Annotated in this window: 21 protein-coding genes; 7 read left to right on the top strand and 14 right to left on the bottom strand. The window is 64.0% G+C overall.

All coding sequences use genetic code 11. The features are described from left to right. Window positions 1–4 precede the first annotated feature (4 nt). Window positions 5–1,618 carry a ShlB/FhaC/HecB family hemolysin secretion/activation protein gene (locus ACEW7X_RS03955; protein ID WP_068371748.1) on the bottom strand — a complete coding sequence of 538 codons (1,614 nt, stop codon included), beginning with the start codon at window positions 1,616–1,618 and terminating at the stop codon, window positions 5–7. A 213-nt stretch (window positions 1,619–1,831) separates the two neighbouring features. Between ACEW7X_RS03955 and ACEW7X_RS03950 the strand changes: the two genes are divergently transcribed. The 5 genes from ACEW7X_RS03950 to ACEW7X_RS03930 all read left to right on the top strand — a co-directional run bounded on the left by ACEW7X_RS03950 (window position 1,832) and on the right by ACEW7X_RS03930 (window position 6,740). Continuing rightward, on the top strand, window positions 1,832–2,248 hold the full coding sequence (locus tag ACEW7X_RS03950) for a hypothetical protein (RefSeq protein WP_253103545.1): 417 nt from the start codon (window positions 1,832–1,834) through the stop codon (window positions 2,246–2,248). 154 nt (window positions 2,249–2,402) lie between these two features. Next, window positions 2,403–4,493, top strand: a complete 2,091-nt coding sequence (locus ACEW7X_RS03945) for an FUSC family protein (protein ID WP_253103548.1) — start codon at window positions 2,403–2,405, stop codon at window positions 4,491–4,493. A gap of 13 nt (window positions 4,494–4,506) precedes the next feature. Continuing rightward, entirely contained in the window at window positions 4,507–4,701 is a 195-nt protein-coding gene (locus ACEW7X_RS03940) for a DUF1656 domain-containing protein (RefSeq protein ID WP_068371745.1), read from the top strand. 28 nt (window positions 4,702–4,729) lie between these two features. Then, window positions 4,730–5,653, top strand: a complete 924-nt coding sequence (locus ACEW7X_RS03935; protein ID WP_238591387.1) for an HlyD family secretion protein — start codon at window positions 4,730–4,732, stop codon at window positions 5,651–5,653. Window positions 5,654–5,663: 10 nt separating this feature from the next. Next, on the top strand, window positions 5,664–6,740 hold the full coding sequence (locus ACEW7X_RS03930; RefSeq protein ID WP_420177622.1) for an efflux transporter outer membrane subunit: 1,077 nt from the start codon (window positions 5,664–5,666) through the stop codon (window positions 6,738–6,740). On the opposite strand, the gene ACEW7X_RS03925 is transcribed toward ACEW7X_RS03930, so the two are convergent. The 9 genes from ACEW7X_RS03925 to pcaF form a co-directional block, all read right to left on the bottom strand. Beyond that, window positions 6,718–7,341, bottom strand: a complete 624-nt coding sequence (locus tag ACEW7X_RS03925; protein WP_420177621.1) for a transferase hexapeptide repeat family protein — start codon at window positions 7,339–7,341, stop codon at window positions 6,718–6,720. The genes ACEW7X_RS03930 and ACEW7X_RS03925 overlap by 23 nt on opposite strands. A gap of 14 nt (window positions 7,342–7,355) precedes the next feature. Continuing rightward, entirely contained in the window at window positions 7,356–9,398 is a 2,043-nt protein-coding gene (gene paaZ / locus ACEW7X_RS03920) for a phenylacetic acid degradation bifunctional protein PaaZ (protein ID WP_253103556.1), read from the bottom strand. A 138-nt stretch (window positions 9,399–9,536) separates the two neighbouring features. Continuing rightward, window positions 9,537–10,289, bottom strand: a complete 753-nt coding sequence (locus ACEW7X_RS03915) for a Phenylacetic acid catabolic protein (RefSeq protein WP_130487269.1) — start codon at window positions 10,287–10,289, stop codon at window positions 9,537–9,539. Window positions 10,290–10,313: 24 nt separating this feature from the next. Then, the gene (gene paaE / locus ACEW7X_RS03910; protein WP_068371724.1) at window positions 10,314–11,390 is read right to left on the bottom strand and encodes a 1,2-phenylacetyl-CoA epoxidase subunit PaaE; all 1,077 of its coding nucleotides are present in this window, start codon (window positions 11,388–11,390) and stop codon (window positions 10,314–10,316) included. Window positions 11,391–11,427: 37 nt separating this feature from the next. Then, entirely contained in the window at window positions 11,428–11,955 is a 528-nt protein-coding gene (gene paaD / locus ACEW7X_RS03905) for a 1,2-phenylacetyl-CoA epoxidase subunit PaaD (protein ID WP_068371721.1), read from the bottom strand. A gap of 11 nt (window positions 11,956–11,966) precedes the next feature. After that, the gene (gene paaC / locus ACEW7X_RS03900) at window positions 11,967–12,743 is read right to left on the bottom strand and encodes a 1,2-phenylacetyl-CoA epoxidase subunit PaaC (protein WP_068371719.1); all 777 of its coding nucleotides are present in this window, start codon (window positions 12,741–12,743) and stop codon (window positions 11,967–11,969) included. Beyond that, window positions 12,743–13,027: a 1,2-phenylacetyl-CoA epoxidase subunit PaaB gene (gene paaB, locus ACEW7X_RS03895; RefSeq protein WP_068372050.1), complete on the bottom strand. Its 285-nt coding sequence runs from the start codon at window positions 13,025–13,027 to the stop codon at window positions 12,743–12,745. Before paaB ends, paaC begins: the two co-directional genes overlap by 1 nt. Before the next feature lie 47 nt (window positions 13,028–13,074). Continuing rightward, the gene (gene paaA / locus ACEW7X_RS03890; RefSeq protein ID WP_068371717.1) at window positions 13,075–14,064 is read right to left on the bottom strand and encodes a 1,2-phenylacetyl-CoA epoxidase subunit PaaA; all 990 of its coding nucleotides are present in this window, start codon (window positions 14,062–14,064) and stop codon (window positions 13,075–13,077) included. Between the two features lie 42 nt (window positions 14,065–14,106). Next, the gene (gene pcaF, locus ACEW7X_RS03885; RefSeq protein WP_127773295.1) at window positions 14,107–15,312 is read right to left on the bottom strand and encodes a 3-oxoadipyl-CoA thiolase; all 1,206 of its coding nucleotides are present in this window, start codon (window positions 15,310–15,312) and stop codon (window positions 14,107–14,109) included. A gap of 335 nt (window positions 15,313–15,647) precedes the next feature. On the opposite strand from pcaF, the gene ACEW7X_RS03880 reads away from it, so the two are divergent. Together ACEW7X_RS03880 and ACEW7X_RS03875 are read left to right on the top strand one after the other, a co-directional pair. Beyond that, the gene (locus ACEW7X_RS03880; RefSeq protein ID WP_416054060.1) at window positions 15,648–15,896 is read left to right on the top strand and encodes a PD-(D/E)XK nuclease family transposase; all 249 of its coding nucleotides are present in this window, start codon (window positions 15,648–15,650) and stop codon (window positions 15,894–15,896) included. Then, on the top strand, window positions 15,784–16,167 hold the full coding sequence (locus tag ACEW7X_RS03875; RefSeq protein WP_068371710.1) for a PD-(D/E)XK nuclease family transposase: 384 nt from the start codon (window positions 15,784–15,786) through the stop codon (window positions 16,165–16,167). Before ACEW7X_RS03880 ends, ACEW7X_RS03875 begins: the two co-directional genes overlap by 113 nt. Before the next feature lie 118 nt (window positions 16,168–16,285). On the opposite strand, the gene ACEW7X_RS03870 is transcribed toward ACEW7X_RS03875, so the two are convergent. Genes ACEW7X_RS03870 through ACEW7X_RS03855 form a run of 4 tightly spaced genes read right to left on the bottom strand, consistent with a single transcriptional unit; the run spans window position 16,286 to window position 20,768 of the window. Beyond that, window positions 16,286–17,203: a PaaX family transcriptional regulator C-terminal domain-containing protein gene (locus ACEW7X_RS03870; RefSeq protein ID WP_127773293.1), complete on the bottom strand. Its 918-nt coding sequence runs from the start codon at window positions 17,201–17,203 to the stop codon at window positions 16,286–16,288. A 37-nt stretch (window positions 17,204–17,240) separates the two neighbouring features. After that, a complete protein-coding gene (locus ACEW7X_RS03865; protein WP_420177620.1) occupies window positions 17,241–19,286 on the bottom strand; it encodes a 3-hydroxyacyl-CoA dehydrogenase NAD-binding domain-containing protein in 2,046 nt (681 codons plus the stop codon). Between the two features lie 2 nt (window positions 19,287–19,288). Beyond that, window positions 19,289–19,990: an ABC transporter ATP-binding protein gene (locus ACEW7X_RS03860; protein WP_068371705.1), complete on the bottom strand. Its 702-nt coding sequence runs from the start codon at window positions 19,988–19,990 to the stop codon at window positions 19,289–19,291. Further along, window positions 19,977–20,768: an ABC transporter ATP-binding protein gene (locus tag ACEW7X_RS03855; protein ID WP_068371702.1), complete on the bottom strand. Its 792-nt coding sequence runs from the start codon at window positions 20,766–20,768 to the stop codon at window positions 19,977–19,979. Before ACEW7X_RS03855 ends, ACEW7X_RS03860 begins: the two co-directional genes overlap by 14 nt.

Here is a 20,768-nt window from a genome sequence, read left to right as displayed (position 1 = left end):
AAGCCTAGAAATTGGCCCGCAGGTTGAAATGCAAGCGCGGGTGATATCTGCGAGTCTCGGAGCCGGCATAGAGCGGATAGGCCCAGTCCAGGTTGGCCGACAACCAATCCATGACCTGCATCCGGGTGCCCAGGCCGACGCTGCCCAGGTGGAAAATGCGCTGCTGTTCAGGCAACGGGTCGCGCAGGCGCAGCCCGGCCCACTCGGCAAACACATGCCAGCGCCAATCAGTGACGGCGTTGCCCAGCCAAGCGCCCAGCGACGGCGTGCGCAATTCCATGGAACCCAGCAAGCCTTCATCCGCACTGGCTTCCGCCGCAAGATAGCCGCGCACACTGTTGGCACCGCCGGCAGAGAACTGCTCGTTGGACACCAGGGCCCCGGAAGCCACCTGGAAGCTGCCACGCAGATACAGCTGCCAATCGCGTCCCAGGCCCTGGTTGTGCGTCATATCCCCCTTGAAAACAGCGAAGCTCGGGCTGGCGAGATAGCGCTTGTAGTCAAAGTCGCGCCAATCGCTGTTCAGGCCGAACATGGAACGCGTGGCGGTCACCAGGCTGAGCCCCAGCGTGCTCTGCGCGCTGTCCGCATAGCGGTAGCCGTTATAGGAAAGCGTGATAGGTACGTAGGTCAGCGGCACCGTGTCGTCCACATTGCCGAAACGCACGGTTTCGTCGAAATCCTTGTAGTCGGCCCCGATTCCCAGCGAGTGATGCCAATCTCCCTGGCCTGGCACGGTATAGGTAGCGGCAACGCCAAAGGAGTGGCCCTTGCCCAGCACGTTGGTGCCGCCCACCGTGGCGACCTTGCTGTCGGAGCTGTAGCCCGCCACCTGCAAGCTCCAGTCACGCGACAGCGGCAGGGAGTAAGAGCCCGAAAAAACCTTGAGCTTGCTGATTTCCTGGGGAGCCGTGAAGAAGCTCAGGGACACGGAATGCCCGCGCTGCCACAGGTTGTCATGCCCCACGCTGAGCACCGCCCGCAACTTGCGGGTATCGGCACTGTAGTCATTGTTCAGGCCGGCACTGACATACCAGGGGCGCTTGTCTTCGACTTGCAGGTCGACATCCATGGTGCCGGGTATCCGGCCTTCCCGTACCAGCGGCAGCACCTGGCGGCTGGCCGTCTGGTTAAGTTCAGTCAGCTGGGCCTGCGCCGCATTGAAATCGGGCACCTCGCCTTCACGCAGCGCCGGCACTTCGTCACGTATCGCCAACGGTGAATAATGCCTGGCGCCCACTACCTTCAGGCGCCCGACTCGGGTTTCGGCAACCTGCAGGATGACCACGCCGCCCTGAACGGATTGCTCGGGCAGGTCCACATACACAGACTGGTAGCCGTGCTCGTGATAGACCGTCTGCAGCGCATCGCGTGCCGCCTCGATATCTTCCAGCGTGCGTTGCGGCCCCATATGCGGATAGACGGCCGCTTCGATGGTCTTGTTATCGAGCACCGTATTGCCGCGCACGATGAATTCGTTGATATTGACGCGCCGGACGTCATCCCCGGCAGGCGCCGCATCCTGCGCTTGCGCGGCCATATGCACGCCCAGCAGCAGCATGACGGCACAGGCCCCCCGCTGGCACGCCGAAAAGCCGGTAATGTTGGAGTGATGCATGGAAAAGCACTCGTCCTCGTGAAATAGCCCTCCATGCGCGATTCGCATGGGTTTGGCTACTAGACGTTCCAGCACCGTCGAACCGATGCAATGTCATAAAAAATTCATCAGGCGCGCCTGGCTCCACGGGCACACTTTCCCTACTTTCCCCTCTTCGCCCATTGCTTGCCGCCTGCGGTGTCCCCGGAACCCCCGCAGACCAGGAGCCCCGCCATGCCCGTTCGCCGGCTACCCTGCTTTCCCTTTTCCCCCAGCCATGACGCCTGGCTGCGCCTGGCCGCCAGTGTGCCCTTGGCCTGGCTGCTGGCCGCCACGCTGCCGGTTGCCGCGGCCCAGCCCAGCGCGGACGACACCGCCACGCCCGCCACAGCCAGCGAATCCAGGGCCTGTGTGGAGGTTGAGGTCGATGGCTATCGCGGGTTGTCATATGACTGCCTGAGCCAGCAGATGACCCCGCCCCCCTCCAACCAGCCCCCCGCCGCGGACACTACGCCGTCGGAAGCGCCGCTGCGGCAAGCGCCCAATCAGATCGGCATTCCCACGCCGGCCACGCTGAGCAACCGCATGGGCAACCAGCTCGGTCATTCCGCCACGCCCCAGCGCCCGCCACGCTCGCCCGACGCCCGCTGACAGACAACCAGGGCCCCTGCGGAAACGGCAAGCGGGCTGCCAGCCTCGCAGAGCAGTGCGTGAAACACACTGCTAATGTGCAAAACATCAACTTTTCGTCATCCATCGGCACTCCTACACTTGCTCCATCAAGAATCAACGAGCGAATGAGAAAGTGTCTCAGCAATTGGCTTCACCGGCTTCCGCCAGCCCGCGCCTTGCCCGCCCGGTCCAATGGCTGGACCGCTGCGCCGGACAGTTCTGGCTTTTCACCCCGCGCAACGGCTATATCCTGCGGTCCATCCTGGCCGCAGCCCTGGCATTGGTGGTGGCCTATCTGCTGGACCTGGAAATGCCCTATTCCGCGGCATCCACGGTCCTGCTGGTGATCAATCCAGTCCAGGGCGCCGTGATCGGCAAAGGCGCCTGGCGCATCATCGGTACGATTGCCGGCATGCTGGTCGCATTCATCCTGATGTCCGTGGCCGGCCAGATGCCCCTGCTTTTCCTGCTCGGTTTCGGATGCTGGCTCGGGCTTTGCGTCGCCGGCATGACCTTGCTGCGGCACTTCCGCGCCTCCGGCGTCGTGGTCGCGGGCTACACCATCGGCCTGGCCACCTACGGCGCCATGGGGCACCCTGAAGCGACGTTCGAGCATGTCATGGGACGGGGTTCGACCGTCGTTATCGGCGTCATGTGCCTGGGCCTGGTCACGGCCTTGATGAGCCGGCGCAGCGTGCGCGGCCGCCTGGCAGCACTGTATGCAAAACTGGCTGGCAACGCCGCTGGCGCCATTGCCAGCCAGCACGGTGACGCCACGGCTGCGGCGACGCGCCGCCTCGGGGTCCTGGGCGACATTTATGCGCTGGACGACCTGCTCGCCGTAGGCAAGGCCGAATCCGAAGAACTGGCCCAGCGCGCAGCCGGTGTACGCCATGGCATGGCCTCGCTGTTCGGCGCGCTGGCCGGCGGCGCCATGCCGCTGGCTGCCGACAGCGCCAGCGCCAAGGCTGTGCAGCGCCTGCAGGCGCCGCTGCAACAAGCCTGGGAACAGGCAGCCGCACGGCTGGAACAAGGTGCAGAAGGCGCCGGCGCGGCGCGTACACTGCTGCTGCAGGCACGACGCCAGTTCATTTCGGCGCTGCAGGACACAGACCTGCACCACCCGGCCCAGGAAGCCGCGCTGCTTATCGCCGCAGACCGCCTGCTCGAACAGCTTGATGCCTACCTGGGGGCGCTGGCCGGGCTTTCCGCGCTGTCCAGCCGCCCCGTGCAGGGCCGCCTCGCTCCCGTGCGCTTTCATCGCGACTGGGGTGGCGCGTTGCGCAACGGCGTACGCTCCATGCTTGCCATCGTTCTGGCGGGATTGTTCTGGCTACAGACCGGCTGGAGCTACGGCGACATGATGCTGCTGGTACTGGCCCCCTACTGCGCCCTGCTGGCCACGGCAGGCAATCCGGCAGCGGGTGCCTGGCAATTCGTCAAAGGCACGATCTGGGCCGTGCCTGCCGCATTTGTCTGTTCCTTCCTGATCTTCCCCCTTCTCGACGGATTGCCCCTGTTGCTGCTGACGCTGGCGCTGTTCTGGCTGCCCGGCATCCACGCAACCAGCGTGCCCCATCGCGCGCTCGCAGGGCTGGCCTATCTGGTGGCTTTCAATACCCTGGCTGCAGCCGGCAACCCCATGCACTACGGCCTGCTCGACTTCCTGAATTTCTCGGCCGCCTGGATACTTGCAACCCTGTTCGTCGTCCTGGTGTTCCAGCTCATCCTGCCGCGCAATCCAGCGCGGGACCAGATCCGCCTGCGCCATGCGATCCGGGACGACAGCCTGGCGCTATTGCGCGGCCGGGGTGCGATGGCACAAGCCTGGCAACAACGCCAGCAGCATCGTATCGCCCAGCTTGGCGCCCAACTGAAAGGACACCCCGAGCTCATGCTGCAGGCCGTCAGCGATGCCATCGCCGCCCTGCATACCGGGCGTGAAGTACTGCGCATCCGGCACCAGCTGCGGCATGCCGCCCTGCCAGCCACCGCTCGCAAACAAGTCCATAACGGCTTGGCAAAGATGGCCCGTACCGCCAGAAGCGCACGCCACCCCTCCCGCTGCGCCATCCATGCGCGCCGTTGCGCCCGCCAGCTCGCCGCACTGCTGGCGCATTGCCCGGTCACGGCCCGCCGTGATGTGCAGCGCGCCCTGGCGGCCTTCACCGACATGGACGCGCTATTGCGCCGCCATGCCGCCTACTTCGACACGACGTCATGACCTGGAGCCACTCATGCTGAGTGAATTCGCCCTGGCCGGTATCTACATGCCGCCCTTTTTCTTCTATGCCTGCGTGACCATCCCGGTCTATCTCATCATGCGCTCCCTGCTGGCCCGCAGCGGCCTGCTGCGGCGCGTCTGGCACCCTGCACTATTCGAATTCGCCGTCTCCCTGATCCTGCTCGCCGCACTGATCCTCTATCTCTGACCGCCCCGCTTTTCCGAGCTGTTGAACCATGATGAAACCCCTGTTCCGCAATCTCTCGCGCATTCTTCTGACCCTGGCCATCCTGGTGGCGGCAGCCTTTCTGGTGCGCGCCCTCTGGCAAACCTATGTACTGGCGCCCTGGACCCGGGATGGCCGGGTCAGCGCCCATGTCGTGCAAAGCGCGCCCGAAGTCTCGGGCACGGTCGTCGAGGTCGCCGTCCGCGACAACCAGTATGTCCGGCAGGGAGAAGTGCTGTATCGCATCTCCCCGCAACGCTTCGAGCTGGCCGTGGAAGAAGCCCGCGCCAGGCTGGCTGCGGCCGAAGAAACCCTGCGCCAGCGCCTGGACGAGTCGCGGCGCCGCCATGGCCTGGACGATATCCTCCCGCGCGAGGACATCCAGCGCGCCGGACGCTCCGTCGCCATTGCCCGCACCCAGGTACGCCAGGCCCAGGCCAGCCTTGAAGTCGCCGAACTGGATCTGGCGCGCAGCGTCATAACGGCGCCAGTGGAAGGCTATATCACGCACCTGCGTCTGCAGGCCGGAGATTACGCGGTCTCGGGGCAGCCGAACCTCACCCTGCTGGACGCCAACAGCTTCTGGGTCACGGGATACTTCGAGGAAACCAAGCTGCCCAGCATCCGCAGCGGCGCCACCGCCCGCATCCGGCTGATGGGGCACGACGAAGAGATCGAGGGCCATGTCGAATCCATAGGCCGCGGCATTGCCGACGAAAACGATGTGCCGGATTCCCATGGCCTGCCTGCCGTGAATCCGACCTTCAGCTGGGTGCGCCTGGCCCAGCGCATTCCCGTGCGCATCGCGCTCGACAAGGTTCCGGAACACATTGTTCTTGCCGCCGGCATGACCTGCAGCGTGGCCGTTGACGAACCTGGTGCAGGCCCGAGCGCCCATGGCAGGCTTGCTTCCTGGCTGAGCACCATCCTGTAAGGAGCACGACGTGAAACACCTGTCCCTGCCCCGCCGCACCCGTTTCCTGGGCCTGCTGCCAGCCGCCACCCTGGCCGCCTGCGCAGCAGTTGGCCCGGATTACCAGCCCTATGTCCCGCCTCACCCCCAGACATGGTCGGCCGCCACCGCCACAACGGAGGATGCATCAACGCTGCAGCGCTGGTGGCAATCTTTCGAAGATCCGGTGCTCGATACGCTGGTTCGGCTGGCGCTGCGCCACAACCAGGACCTGGCCATGGCGCGCGAGCGCCTGGTTCAAGCCCGTGCGGAACGCGATCAGGTCGCGGCCGGACTGCTGCCATCCATCGGCGCCGGTGCGGACGCCACGGCCCAACGCTCGGCCACCGCGCTGGATTATCCGCCCGGCATCGGCGAATCCCGCGCCTATCGCCTGGGGCTGGATGCCAGTTGGGAAATCGACATCTTTGGCGGGCGCCGGCGCGCACTCGAATCCGCCGACGCCTATGCCGATGCCGTCAGCGAAGACAGCCACGCGGTGCTGCAAAGCCTGCTGGCGGAGCTGGCCAACGCCTATGCCACGCTGCGCGCCACCGAAGCGCGGCAGCACATCGCCCACGCCCATGTCGCCACGCTGGCAGAAACCGAAACCCTGACCGAACGCTTGCTGGAACATGGGCTGGCGACAGGCCATGAAGTCTCGCAAGCCCGCGCCGAGCGTGAATTGGGTGAAGCCAGGCTGCCGGCGCTGCAGGCAGACGCCACCCGCCTGCGCCATGCCATTGCGGTACTGGCCGGCGGCTACCCGGCGGCGCTTGATGACCTGCTCGCCCCGGATGCCGCGCCTGCCTCCCAACCGCAGGCACCGCACCTGCCTGCCATACTGCCGTCAGAGATGCTGCGCCAACGCCCGGATATCCGCGCAGCGGAACGGCGGCTGGCAGCTGCCACGGCAGATATTGGCGTTGCCACGGCGGAACGCTTCCCGCGTTTTGTCATTCCACTGGGCCTGGATACGACGGCCAGCCTGGTGCACCAGCTGTTTTCCCACGCCAGCCTGGCATGGTCGGCTGACGCGACGCGTCTCAAGCGCCCCGGCTGCGCTTGAGACGTTCGATCAATAAGGGGTCATAGGCCGGCGAACGTACCCGGCGGCGATCGGCTTGTGCTTCGGCCAGCGGCGCTTCCAACTGCACCATACTGTCGGGCGCCTCCAGCGCCAGGCGCTGGTAGATCAGCGTACCCTCGCGTTTCCAGGCGATATCCTGCTCGGAAAGCTGGCGCACCACCCGCGCAGGCGAACCAAGCGCCAGGTGCCCGTCCGGGATTTCCATGCCGGCCTTGACGAAAGCCATGGCACCGACGATGGCATTGGCGCCTATTACCGCACGGTCCATGACCACCGAATTCATGCCTACCATGGCATTGCGCCCCACGGTGCAGCCGTGCAGGATGGCACCATGGCCGATATGCCCCTCCTCCGCCACGATGACGTCGGCATCGGGAAAACTATGGGCCACACAGTTGTCCTGGATGTTGGAACCAGCCTCCAGAACAATGCGGCCAAAGTCGCCGCGCAACACCGCGCCCGGCCCGACATAGCAGGCAGGCCCGATGATGACGTCGCCAATGAGCGTGGCCGACGGATGCAGCCACGCGCTCGGGTGCGCCACCGGCACCACGCCATCGAAAGAAAATATCTGTGCCATGGCTGCGTTCCGCCTTATTGCCAGGTCTTGGCGACCATGGTCAGGACGTCATACTGGGCAACCAGCTTGCCGTCCTGATTGGTCACGATGCAATCCCAGCGAACTTCGCCATGTTCGGCGCTGCTGCGCGGGTTGATCTCCTTGCAGGTCAAGCGCACGCCCAGCGTATCGCCCGCGTATACCGGCGTCAGGAAGCGCAGGTTGTCCACGCCATAATTGGCCAGGACGGGGCCCGGCGCCGGGTCCACGAACAAGCCGGCAGCGAAGGAAACGATGAGATAGCCGTGGGCGACACGGCCATCGAAGAAGGGGTTGGCCTTGGCTGCCGCTTCGTCCATGTGCGCGTAGAAGGTATCACCGGTGAAATTGGCAAAGTGCTCGATGTCATCCAGCGTGACCGTGCGCTTGGCCGTCACCAGTTGATCGCCGATCTGCAGTTCCGCCAGCGACTTGCGGAACGGATGGCGGCCGTCGTTCTGCGCCGGTGCGCCGTCAAGCCAGCGTCCGGTCACGGCAGCCAGCAACGCCGGCGCACCCTGTACGCCGGTGCGCTGCATGTAGTGCATGACGCTGCGCAGGCCGCCCAGTTCCTCGCCGCCGCCCGCGCGGCCCGGTCCGCCGTGCACCACGCCAGGCACGGGCGAACCGTGGCCAGTGGAGCTGCGCGCGCTGGCACGGTTGCCGATCATGACCCGGCCATGGTACGGGGCGATGCCCAGCACCACGGTCTCGGCCACGGCGGCATCATTGGTGAAGAGCGAGGCCACCAGGCTGCCCTGGCCACGGCGCACCAATTCAATGGCTTCATCCAGCGTGTCATAAGGCATGATGGTGCTGACAGGTCCGAACGCCTCGACTTCGTGCACCTTGCGGGCAGCCAGCGGCTGTTCGCACAGCAGAACCACCGGTGCATAGAAAGCGCTGCCAACCGTATCGGCCTGTGCGGCATCGCCCACGACGACGCGAGCCTCGGCCAGCAGTTCCTGCACGCGTTCCTGTACCTCGACGCGCTGATCGGGGCTGGCCAGCGGGCCCATGGTGACGCCTTCGGTCGTAGGATTGCCCACCACAACCTTGGCCAGCGCGGCACGCAAGGCCTCGACCACGGCTTCGGTATGGGCGCGCGGCACGATCACGCGACGGATGGCCGTGCACTTCTGCCCGGCCTTGGTGGTCATTTCGTTGACGACTTCGCGCACGAACAGCTTGAACTCTTCCGAATCCGGTCCGGCATCGGTCCCCAGCACGGAGGCATTCAGGCTGTCGGCCTCCATGTTGAAACGCACCGAATTGGCCACGATGGCGCGGCCGGTCTTGAGTTTGTGCCCGGTTGCCGCCGAACCGGTGAATGTCACGACGTCCTGGCCGGCAACATGGTCCAGCAGATCGCCGGTGCTGCCGCAGATCAGTTGCAATGCGCCTTCGGGCAGCAGGCCCGTATCGAGGATGCGGCGCACCATCAGCTCGGTCAGATAGGCCGTCTGGCTGGCGGGTTTCACAATGGCCGGCATCCCTGCCAGCCAGGTCGGAGCCAGTTTTTCCAGCATGCCCCAGCACGGGAAGTTGAACGCGTTGATATGCACCGCCACGCCTTGCAGCGGCGAGAGAATATGCTGCGCGCTGAAACTGCCATCCTTGGACAGACGCTCTACCGTGCCATCAACCAGTACGCGAGTGTTGGGCAATTCACGACGACCCTTGGAGGCGTAGGACAGCAGGGTGCCAATACCGCCTTCGATGTCCACCCAGCTATCCACGCGCGTCGCGCCGGTACGCGAGGAAAGCGCATAGAGTTCTTCCTTCACTTCCAGCAACGCCAGGCCGATGGCCTTGATCATGCTGGCGCGCTCGTGGAAGGTCATGCCGCGCAGTGCCGCGCCACCCGCCTTGCGGCCATGCGCCAGGATGGCCTGGTAATCAAGGCCAGTGGCGTCGATCACGGCAACCGGTTCGCCGGTCGAGGCATCCAGCAGAGTCTGGCCCGTACCGGTGCCGGCGGTCCACTTGCCGCAGACATAGCTTTCCAGCCGGCGCGGGGAGTGAGTAGATGTGCTCATGAAGCTTTCCTTCTTAATCCTGTTACAGGAAAAGCACAGGCAGCCAACGGCTGCCCATGCCTTGTCAGTATGTGTCGTCGCCACGCAACCGGAGCAGGCCCATGGGCGGCCAGCCCCGTCGCATGGCTCGGCCCGTGGCTACAGTTCCAGCGCCGCCAGGCATTCGTCCAGCCGCTGCTCCCAGCGCGTGAGCAGGACTTCGTTAGGCTCGTGGCGCAGCCCGAAACGGGCCAGGGTGTCATAGCGCGCCGAACCGGCGTGGCCAAAGGTGGCAGCCACCCGCGGGCGCCAGTAGGCGATGGATGCCAAGGCATCGGCCCGGCCTTCGGGGTCGGCCACGATGCGTTCCAGGCCTTCCAGGCCCAGTTCCGCATGGCGCCGCTCACGCGGCTCGATGTCACGGAAGACCTCGGCCAGCGGGCCGTAGGACACGCGCGTAAATTCCTCGAACTGGATGCCGGCCGCCAGGCCTTGCAGCACGTTCATGACCACGGCATCGGTCCAGCCGGTGAAGGGGTAGTGGAACACCGACAGGCGCATATCGGCGCCATGGCGCGTCGTGCCGAGATCGGCGTCGCGCGCCACGCGCGCCGCCCAGTCATGCTGGCGCTGGTAGCGTTCGACATCGGTGCCGAAGGTCTGCATGACGTTAAGCACGCGTTCGGCGTGGTCTGCCTTTTCCAGCGTGATGCGGCTAGCGGCGATGCGTTCGCGGATGCCGGGCGCGTAGTTGATCGACGCGGCAAAGCCTGCCGATGCCGCCAGTTCGCTATCCACGAAAGAGGACATCAGCCGCATCAGCTCGCCGCGGTAGCGCGGCGGCGCATTGCCTGGCGACGTCAGGACACCGCCCTGCGCCAGGTAGTCTTCGATATTCATGGTTTCGGACATGGATTGTCTCCTCCCGCCGCTCATTTATTCATCGAAACTGACGACCACACGGTCGCTCAGCGGGAAGCCCTGGCAGCTCAGCACATAGCCCTGTTCGACTTCGTAGTCTTCCAGCGCATGGTTGATCGCCATTTCGACTTCACCTTCCAGCACCTTGCACTTGCAGGTGGAGCAAACCCCCGCCTTGCAGGCATAAGGCGCATCCATGCTGTTTTCCAGCGCCGCATCCAGGATGCTCTGGCCCTGCTTGGGGAAGTTGAAGCTGCGCACCACGCCATCCAGCGTGACTGTGGCGTCGCATACACCGACATTGGCGGTCGCCGCAGCCGAATTTTCCTTGCGGCGCGCCTTGCCCGGCTGGGCCGAGGCGAACAATTCGAACTTGATGCGTTCCTTGGGCATGCCGTTGCCCGCCAACGCATCGGCGATAGCCAGCATCATGGGCTCCGGACCACAGATGAACGCAGTATGCACCGACTTCAGGTCGATCCAGCGACGGAACAGTTCGTCGCATTTCTGGCGGTCCAGGTGACCGGTGAACAGGTCGATTTCCTGGCCTTCGCTGTTGAACACGTGAATGACTGAGAACCGGCCCAGGTATTCATTCTTGAGGTCTTCGAGTTCCTCGCGGAACATCACCGTGCTGATCTGGCGATTGGCATAGACCAGCGTGAAGCTGGACTTGGGTTCACGCGCCAGCGTGCTCTTGATGATGGACAGCACCGGCGTGATGCCGCTGCCGCCTGCAAAACCCAGGTAATGGCGGGCATTGTCGGGTTCGAGCGGAATATGAAAGCTGCCCATCGGCGGCATGGCTTCCAGGACTTCGCCCGGCTTGAGCTCGGTATTGGCCCAGCTGGAGAATGCCCCGCCATCCACGCGCTTGATGCCGACGCGCAAGGCGCCTTCATCCAGCCCGGAACAGATGGAATAGGAGCGGCGCAACTCATCGCCGTCGAATGCGCGACGGAAGGTCAGATACTGGCCCGGAATGAAATTGAACAGTTCGCCGTCTTCCGCGCGCGGCTTGAGCGTCACGACGACGGCGTCACGCGTTTCGCGGCGCACGTCGACAACTTGCAAGGGGTGAAAGCGTGCCATGGTCTCCTCGCTGGCTAGGCTTCTCTATGCATTTGGTTCAAATGCACTTGAAATAATCAAAAGGCTCCAGGCAATCCAGGCAGCGGTAGCTGGCCTTGCATGGTGTGGAGCCGAACTGGCTGACCCTGGCGGTGTGTTTGGAACCACAGTGCGGACAGGTAACGGACGGGCCGTTTTCCTGGCGCAGCCAGATCCGCTTGCCCGCGCCGGCCGCAGCCGCATCGCCGGCCTCTTCCACCGGCGGCGCGATGCCATAGCCACGCAGGCTTTCCCTGGCCTTGTCACTCATCCAGTCGGATGTCCAGGGAGGCGAGAGCTGGCGCTCCAGACGCAGGTCAGTCACGCCATGGGCCCGCAGCGCCGCTTCGATATCTTCATTGATGACGGTCGTGGCCGGGCAACCCGAGTAGGTCGGTGTCACCACCACCACCAGGGTCTCCCCGTCGTAGCGGACGTCGCGGATGATGCCCAGATCCACCAGTGAAATCACGGGAATCTCGGGATCAGGCACGCCTTCCAGCCACTGCCATACCTGCTCGATTTCGGGACGCGACAGGATATCCATGGCGCGCTCCGCTACCAGGTGCAGCCGGGGTAGGCGCGTTGCAGGAACTGCATTTCCGCCAGGATGAAGCCCAGGTGTTCGGTGTGGCGCCCCTGCTTGCCGCCACGGTGGGCATAGGTACTGTCCGGCACCTTCAGCGTGGCCTGCTCCATCACGTCGCGCACGGTCTGCATCCAGGCGTCGCGCAGCGATGCAGGCGCCGGCGCAATGCCGGCCTGCGCCACTTCGTCATCACAGGCATCGCCCAGGAACATTTCCCCGGTGTACGACCACAGGTCATCCAGCGCGGTCTGCATGCGTTTGTGGCTTTCGGCCGTGCCATCGCCCAGGCGGATCACCATTTCACTGGTACGGTCCAGGTGATAGCTGACTTCCTTGATGGCCTTGCCAGCAATTTCCGCGACGCGCGCATCACTGGATTCCAGCAGGGCTTCGAGTTGCAGGATGTGCCAGGCATCGAACAGGAACTGGCGCATCAGCGTATGTGCGTAGTCACCGTTGGGTTGTTCGACCAGCAGCAGGTTGCGGAATGCCACGGCGTCGCGCAGGTAGGCAAGATCGTCTGCAGTCCGTCCTTCGTCTTCGACTTCAGCAGCCAGTCCCAGCCAGAACTGCGTCTGCCCGATCAGGTCCAGCGCCACGTTGGCCATGGCGATGTCTTCTTCCAGGACGGGCGAATGTCCGCACCATTCCGAAATGCGGTGCCCGAGAATCAGCGTGCTATCGCCCATGCGCAGCAGGAATTCGCGCAGCGCCTGGGTCGAGGCTTGTTGGACGATGGTAGTCATTACATGTGCCCCACTTCTTCAGGAATTTTGAAAAAGGTCGGGTGACGATAGACCTTGGAGTTGGACGGTTCGAACAGCGGGCCCTTCTTGGAAGGAACGCTGGCGACGATGTCGTCCGACTTCACTGCCCAGATGCTGACGCCCTCATTGCGGCGCGTATAGACATCGCGGGCGTTGTTGATCGCCATCTCGGCGTCCGGCGCATGCAGGCTGCCGACGTGACGATGGTTCAGGCCGTGCTGGCCACGGATGAAGATTTCCCACAGGGGCCATTCTTGCGACATGATGATTTGCTCCAAATAGTTTTTTCGATGTATCCGGGGCTGGCGCGTCAGGCGGCCAGCTTGCGCAGGCGTTGCTTGTCGGCATGCGCAGCCAGGCCCTCGCGGAACCAGGCGCCGTCTTCCCATGCCTTGACGCGCGCGCCCAGGCGTTCGCGGTTGCACGGGCCGTTGCCGGCGAGCACTTCGAAAAACTCATTCCAATCGGGCTCGGAGAAGTCATGCGCACCGCGCTCTTCGTTCCAGACCAGGTTCTCGTCCGGAATGGTCAGGCCCAGGTACTTGGCCTGCGGCACGGTCTGGTCAACGAATTTCTGGCGCAGCTCATCGTTGGTATTGATCTTGATCTTCCAGGCCATGGATTGCGCCGAGTGGACCGAATCCTTGTCGGACGGCCCGAACATCATCAACGCCGGGTACCAGAAGCGGTTCAGCGCATCCTGGGCCATGGCTTTCTGTTCGGGGCTGCCGGCGCACATCTTCATCATGATGTCGTAGCCCTGACGCTGGTGGAAGCTTTCTTCCTTGCAGATGCGGATCATGGCGCGGCTGTACGGGCCATAGGACGTGCGTTGCAGCGGCACCTGGTTCATGATGGCGGCGCCGTCAACCAGCCAGCCCACTGCGCCGATGTCGGCCCAGTTCAGCGTCGGGTAGTTGAAGATGGAGGAATACTTCATCTTGCCCGCGTGCAGCAGCTCGACCAGTTCGTCGCGGCTGACACCGAGCGTTTCGGCCGCACAGTACAGGTACAGGCCATGGCCGGCCTCATCCTGCACCTTGGCCAGCAGGATGGCCTTGCGCTCCAGCGTGGGCGCACGCGTGATCCAGTTGCCTTCAGGCAGCTGGCCCACCACTTCCGAGTGGGCGTGCTGGCCAACCTGGCGGATCAAAGTCTTGCGATAGGCTTCGGGCATCCATTCCTTGGGCTCGATTTTTTCGCCACGCTCGATGCGCGCCATGAACTCGCGTTCCTGTTCCGACATTTCTTCGACGCTGCGCACGCGATCGCTGTCGGTCTTAATCATTTGTGCATACATGGTCTGGCCTCCGTACCTTGATAGGCTTTAATTAAGGGGCTTTCAAACACGCTCGATAATCATCGCGATACCCTGCCCCACGCCGATGCACATGGTGCACAGCGCATAGCGGCCGCCCTGGCGGCGCAGCTGGTAGGCAGCGGTGGTCGCCAGGCGAGCGCCGCTCATGCCGAGCGGATGGCCGATGGCAATCGCGCCGCCGTTCGGGTTGACGTGCCCGGCGTCATCGGGCAAGCCCAGCTGACGCAGCACGGCCAATGCCTGGGAAGCAAAGGCTTCATTCAGTTCGATCAGGTCCATGTCCTTGATGGACAGGCCGGCGCGCTGCAGCACGCGGCGGCTGGCCTCTACCGGGCCAATACCCATGACGCGGGGCTCGACACCCGCGGCCGCCATGGCAACCACACGCGCCAGCGGGCGCATGCCCTGCTGTTGCGCTGCCGCCTCGGAGGCGATGACCAATGCACAGGCGCCGTCGTTCACGCCCGAGGCGTTGCCTGCGGTGACGGTCAGGCCGGCGCCATTGACGCCCTTGAGGCGCGCAAGCTGTTCCAGGCTGGTGCCGGGACGCGGATGCTCATCGCGCTCGACGATGATGGCGTCGCCCTTTTTCTGCGGAATGGTGACCGGTACGATTTCTTCGGCAAAGATGCCGGCTTCGTTGGCCGCGGTCCAGCGGGCCTGGCTGCGCACGGCAAAGGCATCCTGGTCATCACGGCTGATGCCGAAGTCTGCCGCGACGTTATCCGCCGTTTGCGGCATGGTATCGACGCCGAACTCGGCCTTCATTTTCGGGTTGACGAAGCGCCAGCCGATGGTGGTGTCATAGACAGCATTGGCACGGGAGAAGGCGCTTTCGGCTTTGGGCATGACGAAGGGCGCGCGGCTCATGCTTTCAACGCCGCCAGCAACGACGAAGTCGCAATCGCCGGCACGGATGGAGCGCGCGGCCAGGCCGACCGCATCCAGACCGGAGCCACACAGGCGGTTCACGGTGGTGGCCGGAACGCCGATAGGCATGCCCGACAGCAGGACGGCCATGCGAGCGACGTTGCGGTTGTCTTCGCCTGCCTGGTTGGCACAGCCGAAGATGAGGTCGTCAACTTTGGACCAGTCGGCATTCGGGTGGCGTTGCATGAGCGCCGCCAGCGGTACGGCGGCCAGATCATCGGCGCGGACCGAGGACAGGGCGCCGCCATAGCGCCCAACGGGCGTGCGTACGGCATCACAGATAAAAGCTTCCGTCATGGATTCCTTCTCCCTGGTTGGCCGGAGCAGCCATTCGCTGACCGACCGGACGGTTATAGTATTCTCTATGTGCTATTAAGCACCGAAAAGCATCACAATTCAATAGGGGTTTCCGATTAATTTGTAATGTTTCAGTATGATGAAGCTGTTGTGGATGTGGTGTTTACGGGAGAGGCGCTGGTTGGCTGGTACAGGTGACCGAGGCAAGGCGTAGTGGGTCATCGGGGACAGGCGGCAGATCGCAAGCGCACATGGTCATGCCAGAACTGATATAGGGACAAGTGCCATAGGTGCAAGTGCCCAGCCTGACTGTGAGTTTTTCAGCCCGCTTGCGCATGGACGCGGTACGCTATCGCTATCCTCCCATCCAGGTCGTGCAGCTACACAACCCGAATATTCTGCCCGCTGACGTTTCCAGCAAACAGATTATTCTGGATATCCTGGCCAAAGATGCCTGCGGCAGCTTCTTCAATGTCGAAATGCAATTGCGGCATTACCCCCCAATGGCCGCAGCGCAATCTGTTCTATCTCGCCCGCATGCTGTCCGACCAGCTCGACACCGGGCAGGAATATCAAGCACTTAAGCCTGTCGTCAGCATCAGCCTGCTGGGCCATGACCTCTACCTCGACTACCCCGCACAGGCCGACTGGCACTTCACGCTACGCGACTCGCAACGTCCGGCCGTGCAGTTGCAGCCCGGTTTGGGACAGGCCATGCAGGTCCATATAATCGAACTCACCAAGGCAGAAACGCTGCATGCCTTTCCCCCAGCACTCTCTGCCTGGATCGCCTGCCTCCAGGCTGGCGGTGCACGGCAAAACAGGCAAGCGAGCAAAGCGTGGTGGCCTGGTTAAGCCAGACGCCATGGCAGGCCCAGGTAGGCATGGACATGGTCTTGCGCCAGCCGTGTCGTCAACCTTCAGCCTGGCGGCGCCGATATCCCTATCGCGCGCTTGCATGCTGCCCAGCCGGTTACTGCATCTGCCGCAGCTGCAAACTACGTTGCCTGACGGTCTGGCCCGCCTCCGGCAAGGCACCATCGCCATCAATAAAATGATTGGCGATGAAGCGCTCCGCAGGCCGCGATAAGGCCAGATAGAGGGTAGCAAATAACCGCCGGGCTTCGTGGCCGGCCCAGTCTGACGGCAAGGCTTGCACCGGCAGGCGCGGTGCGCGCAGGGCAATGCCCCGGTATTGATGCACCAGTAGCAGGCGCAAGGTCAACGCCATGGCGGGCTCGACGCTAGCGGCAATTTCCTGCACTGGGGAAAAACGCTCGATGAAAGCGCTGAATGCATCGGCATAACTCTGGAAATCCCAGTATTCCGTTGCAAACTGGCGCATGGCTGCCCCACCCTGCACGACACTGGCATCCCATACCAAGGCATCGTCCGTCAGTTCCGGCGCGCCGTCCGGCCCGATCGCCAGGCGTGGGTTGAGCGCGGCATAACCCAGCCGCTTAAGCCTGCGCATGGTAGCGTCCGGGTCGTTCCCCCCCAGATAAATCAGCCGCCATTGGCTGGCGTCGTGGGGTTCATAAAGAATGCTGGCAGCGTAGGCAAATTCCGCACGGGCTTCCGCCGTCAGACGATAGAAGCTGCGCCGACCCACCCGTTCCCCTTCCAGTTGCCCGGCTGCGACCAGGCGCGACACTGCCGTACGCACCAGGCTTTCGCTGATACCCACGGCAGCGCAGGCTTCGATCAGGTTGCCCATCCAAAGCACGCCGCCACGCGGCTCCACGACGTCGCCATAGATGGTGACAATGAAGCCCGCCCCCTTGGGAGGACTGGCAGCCAACAGACGTTGCACCAAGGTTTCCGGCAGGGAACGGGCGGCAGCCTGCAAGGCAGGCTGGCCAGTTTCAGAGTGGGGATTCGCGTTGCTCACGGGCCTGGTATGACGAATGCTGGAAAATGTCCGACACTCAGAATGTACCAGTTTCTGCCGCTTGCTCCAGCTTGCGGCACGGTTCAGGCGCCAACCCGGCTGCCGCCAGCTCGCGCAGGCGTGCCACCACCTCCTTCAATCCCCGCGCCTCGGCATCATGCAGCAGGCCGCCGCGCCAGCGCGGGAAGCCATAGCCGTGGACTTCAACCAAGTCGACATCCACGGCACGCCGGGCGATGCCTTCTTCCAGGATCAACGCCGCTTCATTCACCATGGGCAACACAATGCTGTCGATGATTTCCGCTTCGCTCCAAGCACGCTGAGGCACACCGGCAGCCGCCTCGGCGATCACCTTGGCTACCGTGTCGGACGGCAAGGGACGGCGCTCGCCCGGCACGTAGTCATACCATCCCGCCTGGGTCTTCTGACCCAGACGGCCTTGTTCACACAGCCGGTCCGCCACCGGCGCAAAAACGGCTTCGCCGCGTTCGCGCGCCGCCTTGCGCTGGAAGGCGGCAATATCCAGCCCGCCCAGGTCCTGGGCCTCGAACGGCCCCATGGGCATGCCATAGGCGCGCATGGCCGCATCCACCGCTTGCGGCGTGGCGCCTGCCAGCAACAGGCGTTCCGCCTGCGCGCGCAGGGTACGCAGAATCCGGTTGCCAATGAAACCATCGCAGATTCCAGCACGGACCGGAATCTTGCCCAAGCGGCGCGCCAGCGTAAAGCCGGCAGCCAGCACATCGGGCGCCGTTTGCGGAATCGGTACGATTTCCAGCAATTTCATGATCTGCGCCGGGCTGAAGAAGTGCAGGCCGATGAAGCGCTCGGGCGCGACCAGGCCTTCGGCGATCAGCGCCGGGTCCAGATAGGACGTATTGGTAGCCAGAATGGCGTCGTTGCGGCACACCTGGGACAGGCGGGCGAAGACATCGCGCTTGACTTGCAGGTCCTCGAACACCGCTTCGATGACCAGGTCGACATCGGCCAGGTCTGCATCGACAGTCGTACCGCGCACCCCGCCGATGCGCTCGGCAGCCGCGCCCTCGCTGATGCGGCCACGCTTGACACTGCTCTGGTAGATGTCGGACACCCGCTGCAGGCCGCGCTGCAGCGCCGTGTCATCCCGTTCCAGCAAGACCACGGGAATACCGGCATCACGCAGGGCAACCACAATGCCTGCACCCATGGTGCCGCCACCGACCACGGCGGCGCTGTTCACCGCTCGCGCTTGCACGCCATTGAGTTCGGGCGGACGCGTAGCGCCGCGCTCGGCGAAAAAGATATGACGCAGCGCACGCGCCTGCCCGGAAGCCCGGCGTTCCAGGAAGCTGGCGCGCTCGAATGCCAGGGCATCCTGCACACTGCCCTCACTGGCCCGGCGCACGCACTCCAGGGCAAGGCCCGGGGCAATCTCGCGGCCGGCACGCTTGCTCAGGTCCGCCTGGGCTTGTTCCCAGAACCCGGCTTCCACCGGTGCAACCTCGCGTTGCAGCAAAGCCTGGGGCAAGGGACGCTGCAAGGCGGCGCGCAGGTAGGCCAGGGCTTCGCGGCGCAGATCGCCCTCGACCACGGCGTCGAACAATCCGGCCGACAAGGCCTTGGCCGCAGGCAGGGGCGTACCGCGTGTAATCACTTCCACAGCCAGCGGCGCGCCAACCAGGCGCGGCAGTCGAACGCAACCGCCGGCGCCAGGCACCAGGCCCAGCTTGACTTCCGGCAGCCCAGCCTGGGCGCCGGCCTGCGCCACACGGAAGCGGCAGGCCAGCGCGATTTCCAGGCCTCCACCCAGCGCGCTGCCATGAATGGCGGCCAGCCAGGGCTTGGCAGCATTTTCGATGCGCGTCACGACGTCCGGCAGATGCGGCTCCTGCGGCGGCTTGCCGAATTCACTGACATCCGCGCCGGCGATGAAAGTGCGGCCTGCGCAGATCAGGACGACCCCCTGCACGCCAGGGTCGGCGTCCAATTCCTCCGCTGCGGCGATCAGGCCGCTGCGCAAGGCCTGCGACAAGGCGTTGACGGGCGGAAAATCGACGGTGACAACGGCCAGGCCGTCTTCGCGTTCTATCGTGATGCTCATTTCTACATTCCCAGGTAAGCCGAACGGATGCGCGGGTCTTCGATCAGTTGCTGTGCCGGTCCGGACAGCGTGATCTTGCCAGTTTCCATGACATAGCCGCGATCCGCAATGGATAAGGCGCCAAAGGCATTCTGTTCGACCAGCAGGACGGTGACATCCAGGCTCTTCAAGCTTTTGACGACATCGAAGATCTGCGCCACCAGGATAGGCGCAAGACCCATGCTGGGTTCATCGAGCAGCAGGCAGGAAGGCCGGCTCAACAGCGCGCGCGCCATGGCCAGCATCTGCTGCTGCCCGCCGGACAGGCCTCCGGCGGCGAGGTTGCGCTTTTCGCGCAGGACCGGGAACATCTGGAAGGCATCTTCCATGTCCCGGTCGACTTTATCATCGGAATACAAATAGGCGCCCAGGCGCAGGTTTTCCTCTACCGACAGGCTGGTGAAAATCTGCCGCCCTTCAGGAACCTGCGCCAGGCCGTGCTTGACGCGCCGATAGGCAGGGACATCGTTGAAACGCTGCCCCCGGAAGACGATGCTGCCGTCCTGCACCGGCTGGATGCCAGACAGGCAGCGCAGCAGCGTGGTCTTGCCGGCGCCGTTGGCGCCGACCACCACCACGATCTCGCCGGCGCTGACTTCCAGGTCCACACCATGCAGGACTTCGATGCGCCCATAGCGCGACCGCAATTGATTAACGCTCAGCATGTTTCGCAGCCTCCTCCTTCGCCGCCGCGCCCAGATAGGCTTCGATCACCCGCGGATGGCTGGCAACCTCTGCCGGCAGGCCTTCGGCGATTTTTTCCCCATGGTCCAGCACCACGATGTGATTCGAGATACGCATAACCATCTTCATATCGTGTTCGACCAGCAGGATGGAAATGCCGCTGGCGGCGACTTCCGCCACCAGATGCTCGATTTCCTCGGTTTCGACCGCATTGCAGCCTGCCGCCGGCTCGTCCAGCAGTAGCAGGCGCGGCTTGAGCGCCAGCGCGCGGGCGATTTCCAGGCGCTTGAGCGAACCGTAGGACAGCGATGCCGCCTCGAAATCCGCTGCCCGCCCCAGGCCAACGCGCTCAAGCAGCTCACGCGCCTGCTCCTCTGAGCGGCGGGTGCGCCGGCGTGCCGACGGCAGCCCCAGCAGGTCCGCCAGCAGGGAACCGTTTTCTTGCAGGTGAAAGCCGGTCGCCACATTTTCCAGCGCCGTCATGGCAGGGAAAATCTGCAGGTTCTGGAACGTGCGCGACATGCCGCGCCTGGCCAGCAGGTGCGGCGCCATGCCGGTTACCGGCTCGCCATCGAGCCGGACTTCGCCCGAACCCGGCTGGTACACGCCGGACAACATGTTGAACAAGGTGGTCTTGCCGGCCCCATTGGGGCCGATAACCGAAACGATTTCGCCGGCGCGCACATTGAAGCTGACATCATGCACTGCGCGCAGCCCGCCGAAAGATATGCCGACACCGGCCACTTCCAATAGACTCAT

The sequence above is a fragment of the Kerstersia gyiorum genome (assembly GCF_048595715.1).
Lineage (GTDB): Bacteria > Pseudomonadota > Gammaproteobacteria > Burkholderiales > Burkholderiaceae_B > Kerstersia > Kerstersia gyiorum.
This window is presented reverse-complemented; position numbering and strand designations above follow the sequence as displayed.